This is a genomic window from Bacillus sp. 37MA (assembly GCF_000372765.1).
Lineage (GTDB): Bacteria > Bacillota > Bacilli > Bacillales > Domibacillaceae > Domibacillus > Domibacillus aminovorans.
Genome location: NZ_KB889752.1, coordinates 2,575,541 through 2,589,980, shown reverse-complemented (window position 1 = coordinate 2,589,980; position 14,440 = coordinate 2,575,541). Strand labels below are relative to the sequence as shown.

The following is a 14,440-nucleotide window of genomic DNA, read 5'->3' as shown; positions in this document are numbered from 1 at the left end:
GCCATCTGTGCGGGTTTTTTTGCTTTCCGGGGATGCAGTAGAGGATTATAATGGAAAGAAGAAATGCGAATGGGGGAGCTAGGATGGAAGTTTTGTCGAATTCAAGCATTCGACGTCGTTATTTGCGTGTGGCGTTGTCGATGCTTTTCGTTTTCGTTCTTGTTGGAACGGGAGCCTATTTTTATATGCAAAATAGGCAAGATGAAATGATAGAAAAGCGTGAGCAACTCTATAACAAACAGATTGTTTTAGAAGATTTACGCGATACTTTGCATGATCTGTTTTTCCGGGCGCGCGGTTATTACGCTTTTCAGAATGAGCGTGAACGAACGCACGTTTATGAGGATATAGAACAAGTAAAAAAAACACTAAAACAGTTAGAAGAATGGAAACTTACATCGCAGGAAAAGCAGATGACAAAGGAATTGGCTGATTTTTTTGACACGTTCGAAAATGAGACGTTTCCGGCAGGGATTGCGTTTGTTGAAGCGAATAATTACGAAGGGCTGCGCGAGCTTTCAAACAGCGGAGTGACGGATTCGGTCAATCAGTATATGGCTGATGTAAAAGATTATAAAGTAAATATTGATAATGAACTTGAGCAGCTGTCAGCGGACATGCTGAGGCAGTCCAATCAGTTTACCGTTGCCATGATGGGCTTTGTTGTCCTATTGTTTGCCCTTATATCTTTCATTATTTGGCGTACGATCAATGACATTGTTAAGCCGCTTGAACACATGCGACGTGTGGCGGATAATTTTGCTGACGGAAAAAGTTTCTCACTGCTCCCACTAAATCGGAACGATGAGATTGGGGTTTTAGCTTCTTCCTTTGCGACGATGATTTATACGATTCAAGATAAAGAAGAAGAGCTTACCGCTCAAAACGAAGAATTAATGATGCAGCAAGATGAGCTGCAGGAGCGGCAGTTGAAAATGGAGGAATCACTTAAGGAGACAGAGCGAACAAAAGAGCGGCTCGAGCGTTACAACGAGCTTAATCATGTACTGTCTTTTTCACTTGATAAGCAAGAACTGACCGATTCCGTCCTTCGTTATTTTGATGAGGTGTATGAGATCGATCTCGGGCTGTTCTGGCTGCGAGAAAGCGGCGAGCACGCATTAAAAGGCTTTACGGCTGTTATGTTCAATGACTTTATGGAGAACCGTATCGACTATGTAGATCGACGATTGGAAGAAGCACCTTATTTTACAGTGAAAAGGGAAGCTGTACATGAAAAAGGACTTGCGGAGGAGAATGTGTATGTACACGATTATTTCTCAAGTATAAGAAATCCAGCTGGCGGAGTTATCGCTTTATTTGGATGCTCAAGAATTGGCCGTTGTTTTTCCGATAAGGAGCAGGAAGATTTATACGGGCTGTTAAACCGTGTTTATTTAGCGATTGAACGTATTCAGCTTTATGAACAGGCGGTACGAGAGCGGACATTGAATGAAAGTATCGTCAATAATATTCATGAAGGCATTCAGTTTATTTCCTACGAAGGAGACATGGTGCAGCATAACAAGGCTCTTTATGAATTAATTGACTTCGGTGTGATGACGGAAGAGACGCTCGTTTTAAGAGAGGAATGGCTGGATACTTTTACGAAGAAAACAGAAAATCCGGAAGAGCTCCGGGCATTCTTTGAAGGTTGTTTGGCAGATCAATCAGATGAATTGCGTCACTTTTCTTATGTTATTCATGGGAGTAAAGAGCGTGTGATTGATGTATACAGTACATCTACTATGTTAGATGGAGAGAAGACGGGAACTATTTTCGTACACCGGGACATTACGCAAGAACATGAAGTGGATAAGATGAAGACAGAGCTTGTCAGCACAGTAAGCCATGAACTGCGTACGCCGTTATCGAGTGTGCTAGGGTTTACGGAATTACTGATGACAAAGGAACTAAAGCCGCTAAAGCAAAAGCGTTATTTGGAGACGATATATAAAGAAGCGCAACGATTGACGAACTTAATTAATGATTTTCTAGATTTGCAGCGGATGGAAGCAGGCAGCCAAGTGTATAGCATGTCTGCGGTTAAAATGAATGAAGTGGCTGTTGAAACAACAGCACAGTTCCGATCAAAAACAGCCCACGATTTTACGATTGTAGATGAAGCTGCTGATGTAACAGTTTATGCAGATCGGGAACGGATCATCCAAGTGATGACAAATGTCATGAGCAACGCGGTGAAATTTTCACCGGAAGGCGGGCAAGTGACCATTTTGCTGAAAAATGAACAAGACCATTTAGCGGTATTTGTCCGCGATCAGGGGATTGGCATTCCCGCAGAGGAAGTCTCGAAGTTATTCACAAAATTTCAGCGTATTGACAATAGCGCTAGCCGAAAAATTGGTGGAACGGGCCTCGGGCTTGCCATTTGTCGTGAAATTGTTGAAAAGCATGGCGGGAAAATATCAATCGAATCGGATGAAGGGAAAGGAACAACAGTCAAGTTTACTATACCGCTCGCTCATCCGAATAAAAATGAAGCCATTGCACAGGAAACACCGGAAGGACGCAATATAGTGATGCTTGTAGAAGACGATACGAGTCTTGCGATGCTTCTTTCAGAAGAGTTAAAAATGAAAGGATTCGCAGTTATCTATCATTCAAGTCCCAAATCAGCATTTGAAGAAGCGAAGCAGAGACCGCTTATCGGAATTGTGATTGATATTATGCTTGGAGAAGAACTGGATGGCTGGGATCTTGTTAACATGTTGAAAAAAGATGACCGAACGAAGAATCTTCCGATTATCATCTCATCGGCGCTTGATCGGGCGGATGAAAAAATGCACACATACGGCATTGAACATTATTTGACGAAACCGTATCCGCCTAATCGACTTTCAGAAACGGTGTTAGGCTTTTTACATACACCGATTCAAGACGGGAGAATTTTGTATCCAGACGAGGAGCAAGGTGGTGCCGATCATTAAAAAATATGTTTTGATACTGATTGGGCTGCTTGTCATCGTGCTAATCCCACGCATCATTTGGGGGTTTCTTCCGAAACATGAAGGAGACATCGTCATACTTGATAAAACAGTCCCGACAGTAGACCGCCGGGAGCATCGCGGTCTATCGTGGCTTCTGAATCATTACCGGTATACGGGTGCAGGTGATGAAAATGATTATTACGGTTATGTACCTGAAAAAAAAGAAGCAAGGCCGCTACCAGATGATCTAGGCGATACAAAATACATTTATGTGGCGGATACGTATGGTGTTTATGACGAAAGTGGAGAGCGGCCGAGGTTAGTTTATGGCGGTCTGCAAGCAGAAGAATGGAATACGATTAAACAGCATATATCAAAAGAAGAGACGACTCTTATCATGGAGTTTAATACGCTTGCCTCGCCGACTTCAAAAGACGTGCAGAAAGATGCCGCAGCATTCCTTCATGTGCAGCCGACCGGGTGGACAGGCCGTTGGTTTGATCATTTAAAAAAAGACAATCCAGAAATAAATGCGTCACTTGTCGATCAATATGAAGCGAGTGGACACGATTGGACATTTGAAGGAAGCGGATTTGTTCTCGTTCATGAAGAGGATGCGAGAGTCATTGTTTTATCAGATGAAGCGGGTGATGTATTAGGAGAAGGTATTTCACTTTCCTTTACAGAGAACGGAGAAGCTATGACCGGTTTAAAAGAAAGTGCTGCGTACAGGTACTGGTTTGATATTACGGCACCTGTTTATCCGGAAGAAGTAATAGCAAATTACGAATGGGCTTTGTCAACAGCCGGACGTGAGAAGCTGAATGAGGCGGGAATACCGGCCTCATTTCCAGCAGCTGTACATCATACGAATGGGTCTTCTCATATTTTTTATTTTGCTGGTGATTATGCAGATATTCAAAGTGTCTCATTTGTTCACCGGTACGCTGGTTTTGCAAAAATGCGTGCCGCTTTGACACCGGCTTCTGTTTATCCGGATGAAGCGTTTTATTGGAAAACATATGTGCCAATGATGAAGGCCATTATGGAACTTCAAGCACCAGAGGCACCAGATAAACAGGAAATGGCCAAAGAAAATGGACTTTCATATATATCAAAAGTCAATGGAGATCGATTCGAGGTGTACCGTGATGGGAAATGGGTATCCCTCCCGATTAAAGGTGTGAATCTTGGCATGGGCAAACCGGGGACATTCCCTGGAGAAGCAGCAATTACGGAAGAAGAATATTATCGCTGGCTTACAAAAATCGGCAAAATGAACGCGAATACGATTCGTGTTTATACGATTCACCCGCCTGGTTTTTATAACGCATTAAAGCGTTATAATGAAGAGCACTCTGACAAGCCTATTTATCTTTTTCATGGCGTCTGGATTGATGAAGGGCCGCTTGAAGAAACACTTGATGCCTTTATGCCTGAGATTACCGAAACGTTCCAAAAGGAAATGAAAACCATTGCTGATGTAATCCATGGCCGGGCTAATCTCCCTAAAAAAGTTGGTCATTCATCAGGCACTTACAGATCCAATGTATCCCCATATGTCATTGGCTGGATTATTGGAATCGAGTGGTATCCATATATGGTAGACAATATGGACAAAAAGCATACCGGTATGGCTGATTATAATGGCCGATTTATGAAAACGGAAAACGCGAATCCTATGGAAATTTGGCTCGCCCGTCAAATGGATCTTTTAATGGGGTATGAAGCGGATACATATGGATGGACACGACCGATGAGCTTTACAAACTGGGTCACGACGGACTTGCTTGATCATCCAGCAGAGCCGAGTGAACAAGAAGACCTTGCCTCAGTTGATCCGAATAAAATAATAGAAAAGCAAGGACCAGGCATGTATGCGTCGTACCATGTATATCCGTATTATCCTGATTTCTTAAATTTAGATGAAAAATATACAAAATATAAAGATCATCGAGGCGAGAATAACAACTATGCAGGATATTTGCATGACTTACGAGCAGCACACGATATGCCAGTTTTAATTGCCGAGTTTGGTATTCCAGGCTCGCGCGGTATGGCACATCGAAATACATATGGCTGGAATCAAGGGTTTATAAGCGAAAAGCAGCAAGGGAATATGCTCGTTCGTCTGTACGATGATATTCTTGAAGAAGGGATGATGGGCGGGCTTGTATTCACGTGGCAAGATGAATGGTTTAAACGGACTTGGAATACGATGGAACTTGATGATCCCGACCGGCGCCCGTATTGGTCAAACACGGAGACAAATGAACAACAGTTCGGATTGATGAGTTTCGATCGATTAAAGGTTAAAACAGATGGCAAAACAGAGGACTGGAAAGACGAGACACCACTGTATGAAGAAGAAAATCAGTCATTGAACAAATTGTTTGTCACGCATGATGAACGGCATTTATATGTACGGATGGATGTAAAGGATGCGTTCAACGGGCGGACGCCGATGCTTTTCTTCGATGTAAATCCACTCATCGGCAGCAAAAATCCACGTGTTGCGAACGGTGTGTCATTTAATGAATCAAATGCAGATTATGTTATAAAGTTTGATGGCAAAGAAAGTGGTCAATTGCTCGTAGATGCCTATTATGACATTTTCTTGTATCAATATGGATTTAAACTTCATATGATAGAGCCAAAACCTGCGCAGCCGGTTAATAACGGTGGTGTGTTTAATCCGATCCGGTTTGCATTGAACAAAGAAATGATCCGGCCAGATACGAATGAAACTCTTCCATTTGAGTACTATGAAACAGGTAAACTGCGTTTTGGTAACAGTAATCCGGAAGCGAAGGAGTATGACTCACTCGCAGATTACTATTACGACGAGCAGAATGGCGTGTTTGAAATTCGGATTCCATGGCTACTATTGAACGTGAAAGATCCAAGTACGCTGCTTGCAGCCGGCGACTTATTCAAAGTCGGGATGAATGCAGAAGAAACGATAAAAGGGATTGGAGTATCGGCTGCCTTAATTGAAGACGATGGAACGATTCAAACATTGCCAAAGTCCTCTAACGGTGTCATTAAAAATGTGGAAACGTACACGTGGGCGAAATGGAACGAACCGCAGTATATAGAGCGGCTGAAACAATCCTATGACATGATAAAAAAACGATTTGGGATTGAAGATAAATAAAAAAGAGGTTATTTTAGAAGAAAAAAGAATGGCGGGATTCGCATATCTGTCGGCGAGATGTGTCATTAATTAGGAATTATCTTGCCATTAGACGTTACGTTTTAAAAAAGGAAAAGGAGCTGTCTCAACATACATACTGTTGAGACAGCTCCTTCTTTATGATTCAAGTATACTTTCAACGAGGTTTAGCAAATCCATCGGGCTGAATGGTTTTGACATAAAGTATTCAGCACCATTTTGCATCGCTCGCTCGCGATCAGTTTCCTGCGCTTTCGCTGTTAGCATTAAGACAGGGATATGAAAGGATGCAAGCTGCAGTTGTTCAAGTACTTCCATGCCGGTTAAATGAGGCATCATGTAATCAAGAATCACGAGATCGTACGAACCATTCAATATTTTATCCAGTGCTTCACGTCCGTCTTCTGCTTCATCGATTTCAAACCCCAAATCGGAATCTTCGAGCGTATCCTCAATAAGCATCCGCAGTATGTCTTCATCATCCGCAATTAAAATCTTTTTCATCTAACACCGCCCCCTTCTTTATTAGCTTGAAATTCCTTTTCGTTTCATGTCGCCCCAGTGCTGCTTTTTACGCACGGTTGCAAATAATCCTTCCACACGCCAAATAATCATTAACGGCCGGTACCAGAAAGTTTCCGACAGTGCCCATAAATAAAGTGTAATCAAATCTGAGACATTTGGATATTTGCCAAGGGTTAATTCTTCAAGTAAAACGGCAAGTGCTGAAATGAGCGACCCATAGGAAATCGTGACGAGAAACATAATACCGGCGATTTTCGGATCGACAAGTGAAAAGAACAACCCGCCGACAATGATAAAATAACCAGTCAATTCAAATACTGCACCTAAAAGTTCGACAAATAAAAAGTATGGCATAGAGAGAAGTCCGATCGACCGATATGTTGGATTGAACAACATTTTTTTATGAAGGAATAGTGTCTCTGTCAAGCCGCGCTGCCAGCGAATCCGCTGTGAGCGCAGCACGGAGAGAGAATCGGGAGCTTCTGTCCAGCATACAGGATCCGGAATATACTCAATTCGCTCATTTGACTTTTCTTCCTGCAAAATGCGATGAAGGCGGACAACGAGTTCCATATCTTCACCGACTGTTTTTTTATTGTACCCGCCGGCTTGGATGACTCTTTCTTTGTTAAAGAGGCCAAATGCACCCGAGACAATGAGTAAAATATTCATTCGGCTGAAGCCGATGCGTCCAATTAAGAACGCCCGAAAATACTCAATGATTTGCATGAGCACAACCGGACTGCGCGGCAGAATAATTTGCTCTACTTTACTGCGAGAAATAACGGAGCCATTCGCAATACGGACAGAGCCGCCAGTTACGATCACCTCGCCATTTGAGTCGATAATAGGCTTCATTGATTTTAAAAGTGCATCTTGTTCGAGGATGGAGTCGCCATCAATTGCACAAAAGTACGGATAAGTGGACAAATTAATACCCGCATTCAGTGCATCTGCTTTGCCGCCATTTGCTTTTTTAATAAGACGAATGTATGGAAATAAATCAGATTGGTAGCTCGCTAAAACTTGTTCGGTCTCCAAATATTTTCTAAGTGCGAAAGGCACTTCTTTCATTTGAAATTCTTGGATCATTTTTTCCGCTGTCGCATCTTTTGATCCGTCATCGATGACGATGATTTCGAACTGGGGATATTCAAGCGCAAGCAGCGACCGTACTGTGCTGACAACACCGACTTCCTCGTTATAAGCGGGAACGAGCACAGAAACAGGAAAAGTATGTTCATTTACAGCTAAATTCTTAACCGATTCTCGTTTATCAATTTGGCCTTCATACCATACTTTGCGCAGAGCAATTAAAAAAAGAATAACGTAACTTAAACTGGAGAAAACCATATAAGCTATAGCGAGCCATGATAGCAGAAGAAAAAAAGAAAGGCCAGAATCCATCACGCTTGTCCCCCCGACTTAAGTGTAATCCACTGTTTTGCCATGTCGCGTGCATACCGGTCCTCATGGTTTTCTGAAAAATAAGTGAGCAGCAGTTCACCATCTCCAAAATAAGAAAATGCTTCAGCAGCTGAATATCGTACCCACCAAACTTGATCACTGAGCAAGTTACGAAGCTTAGGTTTAAAGCGCTCAAGGGTCATCACGCCGGCAATCCGTGCAGCAAACATCCTTTCCGTCCAGTTATCAGAATGAAAAAACGGTTCTAGAACATCCGGATTGTTCATATAATGTAGACGGAATAATGTTTTTAACGACTGAATACGTATTTCTGTTGTCTTACTTTTCAGTTCTTGTTCTACATGAGGGATGAAGGAAAAAAGTCTGGCCGTGCCGATAAACGCAATAGCGGAAGACTTGATCGGAATAAAATCTTCCGCGAATGCCTTTTCTATTTCCTGTTCTGTCAGCTTTCGATCTAGACGGCTAAATGAATCAAGGTAAAGGCGCATAGGTGCATCTGGATATTTTTTTAAGCAGTCAAGCGCACTTGTTTCATTTAATGAAGCAAGTGTACGAATCAGTTGCTGCGCTTCTACATCCAGCCTTTTGACTTTACGCAAACGTTCCAGAAGCAGCGGAGACAATGAATGCATCTTAAAATCTTCAATAAAATGAAGAGTGTTGACACGCTTTGCCCAGTTGTTTTTTTTCAATATGGCTGTGTAAGGACCACTTAAATATTTTTCGGATAACAGGTTTACTTCCTGAGAAAAAGAACTGCCTTTGATCACGGTTACATAATAAGTTAATAATTTTTCAACAAGAATAGAACGATAGCGGATCTTCTCTACTTGATCTATAAATAGATGTTGATCAATTCCAATCATATAGGAAGTAAAAGAATCAAGAAGACTGTTGTACAAATGATTGATTTCTTTTTCATCTGTATTATTTCTCCATTTACGAATAGATAAAAAAGCAAGCAGGACCATCTGAAAAAAAATCAAACTTAAGATGATATAGACAATGATTGATAAAATCATTTAATCAGTCTCTCTGTCAGCCGTTGCACACGGGCAAGCACTTCCTGAGGATGAAATGGTTTAACGATGTAGTCGTCTGCTCCTTTTTTTAGCGCTAGAATGATATCGGATTCGCTCGTTCTCCCAGTCAACATGGAGACGATGATATTGTCATCAGGATACCGTTTGCGCAAAGTGGATAGTACTTCAATTCCATCCATTTTTGGCATAATGCCATCAAGCAGAATCATATAGTTTTCATCTGGCTTGTACCAGTCAGATTCAAGGAAAGAATAGCCATCCGGGTATTCGTGAACAACGATATCCATATCATCAGATGTCCAGTTTGAAAACTGCTTGACAAGCATTGTTCGGACGAGGAGGTCATCATCAATAATGATCACGTTGAGATGACGTTTTACATCGCCATTATTCAACTGGTAAATAACAGTTTGATTTCGTCCATTCCGCTTGGCTTGATAAAGCGCCTGATCCGCTTCATTTAAAAATGCCTCTTGATTCACACGATATTCGGAAGCACCGGCCGAAAAAGTCACGGAAAAAGGTTCGCCAGACGGCGCAGTAAAGGTTGTATTCGCCATTTTTTCATGAATTCGTTCCAGCAAAACGATCGCTTCATTCGGCGTTGTGTCTATCAACAATAGCGCAAATTCTTCTCCACCATAGCGGAAAAAGAAATCCGTTTCCCGCTTCATATTTAATACGATTTGGCTGAACGAACGCAGTACATCATCGCCTGTTGGATGTCCATAGCGGTCATTCACCTTTTTGAAATGATCAAGATCCATCATAACGAGTGTAAGTGAACGTCGTGTCCGCTCAATAAGGGCAGAAAATTGTGCGAATGTATCATTAAATTGGCGCCGGTTTCCTGCTCCCGTTAATTCGTCAATGGAGGCAGACTGCCAAATGGCTTTTTTATAATGAAGCCGGTTATGGGTATAGGGAATAAAGACATTCATGTCAATAGGTTTAATGACAAAGTCCATTGCACCCATCTCATAGGCACGAATGATATTTTCCTTTGAATTGTCTACACTGACCATCGCGATCGGCACGTAGCGTGAACGGGCAATATCGCCAATTTGTGCAAGAATATCAAAGCCATTCATATCAGGAAGCTGAATATCAACAATCAACATATTGGGCAGGAGTGTGTAAAATAACTCCAATCCTTTTTTACCATCAAGTGCGACAACAACCTGTATGCCGTTTTTTTCTAAATTTTCTTTTATGTAAGAAACAAATTCCAGATCATCATCAATAATAAGTACGAATGAATCGTTGTCTTCAGCAGGTGTCAAATTGGCTGGAGCATGGACTTGAATGGGTGTGCTGTCCCGACCGAAAAAATTACGCATGAGCGAAATGAAGTTTTTTAAGGAACGGACAGGGATTGACGCATTGCTCGTTTCCGTTAATGTTTCCATTTGTTCAGAACAAAAATTAGCTAAATCTGTCATGCCGATCGTACCGGAAGTCCCTTTCATCGTATGCAAAAAACGGTATAGTTCCTGTTCCTTGATATGTTCATTGTCAGACCAAGTGGAAAACGCTTTTTCCATACGCTGAAAGAGCATGGAGCGGTAATCGTTTCGGGCCATTTTTATCTAACTCCTTGAAAGTGAAATAGTAAAAAAGTACATATTATTCTCATAATTGTCATTATACTATATCATTCATGTGAAATTGAACTAGTTTTATAATGTCATGTCTATTTTAAAAAAAGGAGGGAATGAACAGTATGAAATCAATAAAAATAGGGTTAATTGGCTACGGCCTTTCAGGGTTCACGTTCCATGCACCATTCATGAAAACAATGGACGAGTTTTCAGTTGTGAAGATTATGTCTTCAAATGAAGAAAAGGTGAAAAAAGATTTTCCGGATAAGGAAGTGACAAATGACTTCGAATCGGTCATCCGTGATGCGGACGTGGAACTTGTCATTATTACGACTCCAAATGAATTTCATTTTGATATGGCAAAACGCAGTATTGAAGCGGGAAAACATGTCATTATTGAAAAGCCGATGGTCATTGAAGCGGCTAAAGGGGACGAACTTGTGCAGCTTGCAGAGGACCACGGTGTGATGCTGAGCGTGTATCAAAACCGCCGTTATGATGGGAATTTCTTGACAGTGAAAAAGTTAATAGACGACGGTGTACTTGGCGATATAAACACATATGAAGCGCGATATGAGCGATTCTGTCCAGTGCTTGTCGGCGGCTGGCGCGAAAAAGCCGAGCCGGGGGCTGGGATGTTGTATGATCTTGGTTCTCATTTAATTGACCAGGCTCTCTATTTATTTGGTATGCCAGATTCAGTGACAGCGGATGTGCAAGTGCAGCGCGAAGGTGGGGAAACGGATGATTATTTCCATATTATTTTGGCGTATGGGGAAAAGCGCGCCATTTTACATTGCGGGTTGCTGGCTTTTGAACAGGGGCCAAAGTATAAAGTACATGGTGAGAAGGGAACGTTTATTAAATATGGAGAAGATGGTCAGGAAAGTGAGTTGAAAGAAGGCAAGCTGCCAGAAGGTGCAGACTGGGGCAGGGACCGGATAGAATTGTATGGAACGCTTTATACAGAAAGCGGTGAAGAAAAGATCGTTACAGTACCGGGAGCATATGCAAACTATTATAAAGGTGTTTACGACTGCATACGAAACGGAGCGGACTGCCCGGTGTCAGGAGAAGATGGTGTGAACACGATCTGTGTCATTGAAGCAGCGATAAAAAGCAGTGAAGAGAAGCGGACGGTGAATTTGTAAGGAAGAATAAAACGCCGGCGGTTATGAAGCCGGCGTTTTATTCTGCTTTTGGAAAGTCGAGATTCCAGATAACGCCGAATTTGTCCTGCACTTTGGCGAATTTCGAGTTCCAGAATGTATCTTGCAGTTCCATATGAGCGATTCCGCCATCTCTAAGTGCGTCATACACCGATTGAATGTCTTTTTCGCTGTTAAACGTGACAGCAAGTGATACATTATTTCCGATGTTTACCGGCTGTCCTAAAAACGCATCTGATACCATGACGAGGAAATCGCCTTTGCCAAAGCGGGCATGCATAATGCGATCTGCTGCTTCAGGTGGTGTCGGAAAATCCGCTTCGCCAAATTTTTGGACTCCCTGAACCTCTACACCAAATGCTTTTGCATAAAAATCAATCGCTTCTTTCGCATTGCCGTCAAATGTTAAATAGGGTGTTACTTGACCTTTCAAAGAAACCAAACCTTCCTGTTTATACACTTACTATAATGGACTGTTCATTCCTGCGTCAAAAATCAAACAGAAAATTTATTGTGAAACGTGTACCGTTGTTTGTGCGTTATAGCATCATTATTCTAGTGATCAGCGTGTATTTCTTCGCGATAGAAACAAATTATTAAAGGAGTTTCTAGATAGTGCGGCAAAATAATAAGTACGAAGAAAGAATGGGTGAACGCTATAATCGATGAGTGATCTTCTTCACGATGGGGAATACAGTATATGGAGGACAACCGGTGATACGTGTGAAGCAGCCGATGCTACACAATGACGAGCGCCAGTCATAAAAAACAATAGAGAATGAGGCGATCAAATGAATGTGACCGTTTGGAACGAATACCGTCATGAAAAGACAAAGCCGCTTGCAAAAAAAATTTACCCAGAAGGCATTCATCAAGTCATTGCTGGTTTTTTAAAGACGGACAGCGTCAACGTTAAAACAGCTACACTAGATGAAATAGAACACGGATTGCCAAAAGATGTGTTGAACAGTACAGACGTATTAATCTGGTGGGGACATGCCGCACATGAGAAAGTGAGTGATGAGATCGTTAAAAAAGTACAGCAGCGCGTACTGGATGGCATGGGGCTAATCGTTCTCCATTCCGGACATTTTTCGAAAATTTTCAAAACATTAATGGGCACAACATGCGATTTGAAGTGGCGTGAAGCAGGCGAAAAAGAACGAATTTGGGTGATCGATCCAGCACATCCGATCGCAGAAGGTATCGGTGAATACTTTGAACTTGAGCAGGAAGAAATGTACGGTGAACACTTCGATATTCCAGCGCCGGACGAGCTTGTTTTCATGAGTTGGTTTGAAGGAGGCGAAGTGTTTAGAAGTGGCATGACGTACAAACGTGGTAATGGAAAAATTTTCTATTTTCGACCAGGGCATGAAACATACCCTACATATTATAATGAACACGTCCAAACGATCATTAAAAATGCAGTGGAATGGGCTGCGCCGGTGAAGCGTGAGCGTCCGGTTTACGGCAATGCAAAACCAATCGAAATGTTAAAAGGAGATTGAAGACATGGCAAAAATTAAAGTAGGCGTGATCGGATGCGGAAGTATTGCAAAACACCGACACATTCCAGAGTATGCGATGAACGAAAACGTTGAACTCGTTGCCTTTTGTGACATTGTGACAGAACGCGCGCAGGAATTTGCGAATGAATATAACGCGAAAGCATACACAAACTACAAAGAGTTACTGAAGCAGGAAGAAGTGGACGTCGTCAGTGTGTGTACACCAAATGCGCTTCATGCCCCGATTTCCATTGCTGCGCTTGAAGCCTTCAAACATGTTCTTTGTGAAAAACCGATGGCAACATCCGCTGAGGAAGCAGATGCGATGATTGCAGCTGCTGCATCGAGCGGCAAGAAATTGATGATCGCGCACAATCAGCGCTTCGTCCCGTCTCATTCAAAAGCGCGCAGCATAATTGAAAGCGGGAATCTCGGTAAAATTTATAGTTTCCGCACAGCATTTGGCCATGGTGGTCCAGAAAGTTGGAGTGCGGACGGATCAAACAGCTGGTTCTTTGATAAAGAACGTGCATTTATCGGTGCTATGGGCGATTTAGGCGTTCATAAAACAGACTTACTCCGCTATTTGCTCGGTGAAGAATTTGTGGAAGCGGCAGCGTTTGTTGAAACATCTGCAAAACAAAACTCAACCGTCGATGACAATGCGGTCTGCATTTTAAAAACAGAAAGTGGCATTATCGGTACACTTGCGGCAAGCTGGGCGTATAACGGTTCAGAAGACAACTCGACGGTATTTTATGCAGAAAACGGCATCATGCGTCTAGAAGATGATCCGGATTATTCGCTTATTATCGAATATAAAAATGGCAACAGCGAGCGTCACAGTTTAGGCGCCATTCAATCAAACGCCGAAGGCAAACAGACGAGTACACAAGTGATTGAACATTTCGTTGAAAGTATTTTAAATGACAGCGAGCCGCTAGTGAACGGAGAGGAAGGGAAAAAATCGCTAGCTGTCATTCTTGCCGCATTAGACTCACATGAGAAAAAACAAATTGTGCCCATTTAAGTAGAGG

General features: G+C 42.2%; 10 protein-coding genes. 5 read left to right on the top strand and 5 right to left on the bottom strand.

The window, feature by feature from the left end:
- The first annotated feature begins 50 nt into the window (after positions 1-50).
- Both A3M5_RS0114395 and A3M5_RS0114390 read left to right on the top strand, forming a co-directional pair.
- Positions 51-2,948: an ATP-binding protein gene (locus A3M5_RS0114395; RefSeq protein ID WP_155894719.1), complete on the top strand. Its 2,898-nt coding sequence runs from the start codon at positions 51-53 to the stop codon at positions 2,946-2,948.
- Positions 2,935-6,105 (top strand): hypothetical protein, encoded by a 3,171-nt coding sequence (locus A3M5_RS0114390; protein WP_018394477.1) that lies wholly within the window; start codon positions 2,935-2,937, stop codon positions 6,103-6,105. Before A3M5_RS0114395 ends, A3M5_RS0114390 begins: the two co-directional genes overlap by 14 nt.
- Before the next feature lie 156 nt (positions 6,106-6,261).
- Here the strand turns inward: A3M5_RS0114390 and A3M5_RS0114385 are convergent, their stop codons facing one another.
- Genes A3M5_RS0114385 through A3M5_RS0114370 form a run of 4 tightly spaced genes read right to left on the bottom strand, consistent with a single transcriptional unit; the run spans position 6,262 to position 10,705 of the window.
- Positions 6,262-6,627 carry a response regulator transcription factor gene (locus A3M5_RS0114385; RefSeq protein ID WP_018394476.1) on the bottom strand — a complete coding sequence of 122 codons (366 nt, stop codon included), beginning with the start codon at positions 6,625-6,627 and terminating at the stop codon, positions 6,262-6,264.
- A 21-nt stretch (positions 6,628-6,648) separates the two neighbouring features.
- Positions 6,649-8,055: a glycosyltransferase family 2 protein gene (locus A3M5_RS0114380; protein ID WP_018394475.1), complete on the bottom strand. Its 1,407-nt coding sequence runs from the start codon at positions 8,053-8,055 to the stop codon at positions 6,649-6,651.
- Complete coding sequence (locus A3M5_RS0114375; RefSeq protein ID WP_018394474.1) at positions 8,055-9,101, bottom strand: HEAT repeat domain-containing protein; 1,047 nt, start codon at positions 9,099-9,101, stop codon at positions 8,055-8,057. The genes A3M5_RS0114380 and A3M5_RS0114375 overlap by 1 nt, the downstream gene beginning before the upstream one ends.
- Positions 9,098-10,705, bottom strand: a complete 1,608-nt coding sequence (locus A3M5_RS0114370) for a diguanylate cyclase (RefSeq protein WP_018394473.1) — start codon at positions 10,703-10,705, stop codon at positions 9,098-9,100. Before A3M5_RS0114370 ends, A3M5_RS0114375 begins: the two co-directional genes overlap by 4 nt.
- A gap of 140 nt (positions 10,706-10,845) precedes the next feature.
- Here A3M5_RS0114370 and A3M5_RS0114365 point away from each other — a divergent pair, with 140 nt between their 5' ends.
- The gene (locus A3M5_RS0114365; RefSeq protein WP_018394472.1) at positions 10,846-11,874 is read left to right on the top strand and encodes an oxidoreductase; all 1,029 of its coding nucleotides are present in this window, start codon (positions 10,846-10,848) and stop codon (positions 11,872-11,874) included.
- A gap of 37 nt (positions 11,875-11,911) precedes the next feature.
- Here A3M5_RS0114365 and A3M5_RS0114360 read toward each other — a convergent pair whose 3' ends face one another.
- Positions 11,912-12,325 carry a VOC family protein gene (locus A3M5_RS0114360; RefSeq protein WP_018394471.1) on the bottom strand — a complete coding sequence of 138 codons (414 nt, stop codon included), beginning with the start codon at positions 12,323-12,325 and terminating at the stop codon, positions 11,912-11,914.
- 358 nt (positions 12,326-12,683) lie between these two features.
- Here A3M5_RS0114360 and A3M5_RS0114355 point away from each other — a divergent pair, with 358 nt between their 5' ends.
- Together A3M5_RS0114355 and A3M5_RS0114350 are read left to right on the top strand one after the other, a co-directional pair.
- Entirely contained in the window at positions 12,684-13,403 is a 720-nt protein-coding gene (locus A3M5_RS0114355) for a ThuA domain-containing protein (protein ID WP_018394470.1), read from the top strand.
- Positions 13,404-13,407: 4 nt separating this feature from the next.
- Positions 13,408-14,433, top strand: coding sequence for a Gfo/Idh/MocA family protein (locus A3M5_RS0114350; RefSeq protein ID WP_018394469.1), 1,026 nt, complete (start codon positions 13,408-13,410; stop codon positions 14,431-14,433).
- Positions 14,434-14,440 lie beyond the last annotated feature (7 nt).

Bases quoted from the DNA above. Each gene is read 5' to 3' on its own strand.
- A3M5_RS0114370 (WP_018394473.1), bottom strand. From the start codon at position 10,705: ATGGCCCGAAACGATTACCGCTCCATGCTCTTTCAGCGTATGGAAAAA.
- A3M5_RS0114380 (WP_018394475.1), bottom strand. From the start codon at position 8,055: ATGGATTCTGGCCTTTCTTTTTTTCTTCTGCTATCATGGCTCGCTATA.
- A3M5_RS0114355 (WP_018394470.1), top strand. From the start codon at position 12,684: ATGAATGTGACCGTTTGGAACGAATACCGTCATGAAAAGACAAAGCCG.
- A3M5_RS0114365 (WP_018394472.1), top strand. From the start codon at position 10,846: ATGAAATCAATAAAAATAGGGTTAATTGGCTACGGCCTTTCAGGGTTC.
- A3M5_RS0114395 (WP_155894719.1), top strand. From the start codon at position 51: ATGGAAAGAAGAAATGCGAATGGGGGAGCTAGGATGGAAGTTTTGTCG.
- A3M5_RS0114375 (WP_018394474.1), bottom strand. From the start codon at position 9,101: ATGATTTTATCAATCATTGTCTATATCATCTTAAGTTTGATTTTTTTT.
- A3M5_RS0114350 (WP_018394469.1), top strand. From the start codon at position 13,408: ATGGCAAAAATTAAAGTAGGCGTGATCGGATGCGGAAGTATTGCAAAA.
- A3M5_RS0114385 (WP_018394476.1), bottom strand. From the start codon at position 6,627: ATGAAAAAGATTTTAATTGCGGATGATGAAGACATACTGCGGATGCTT.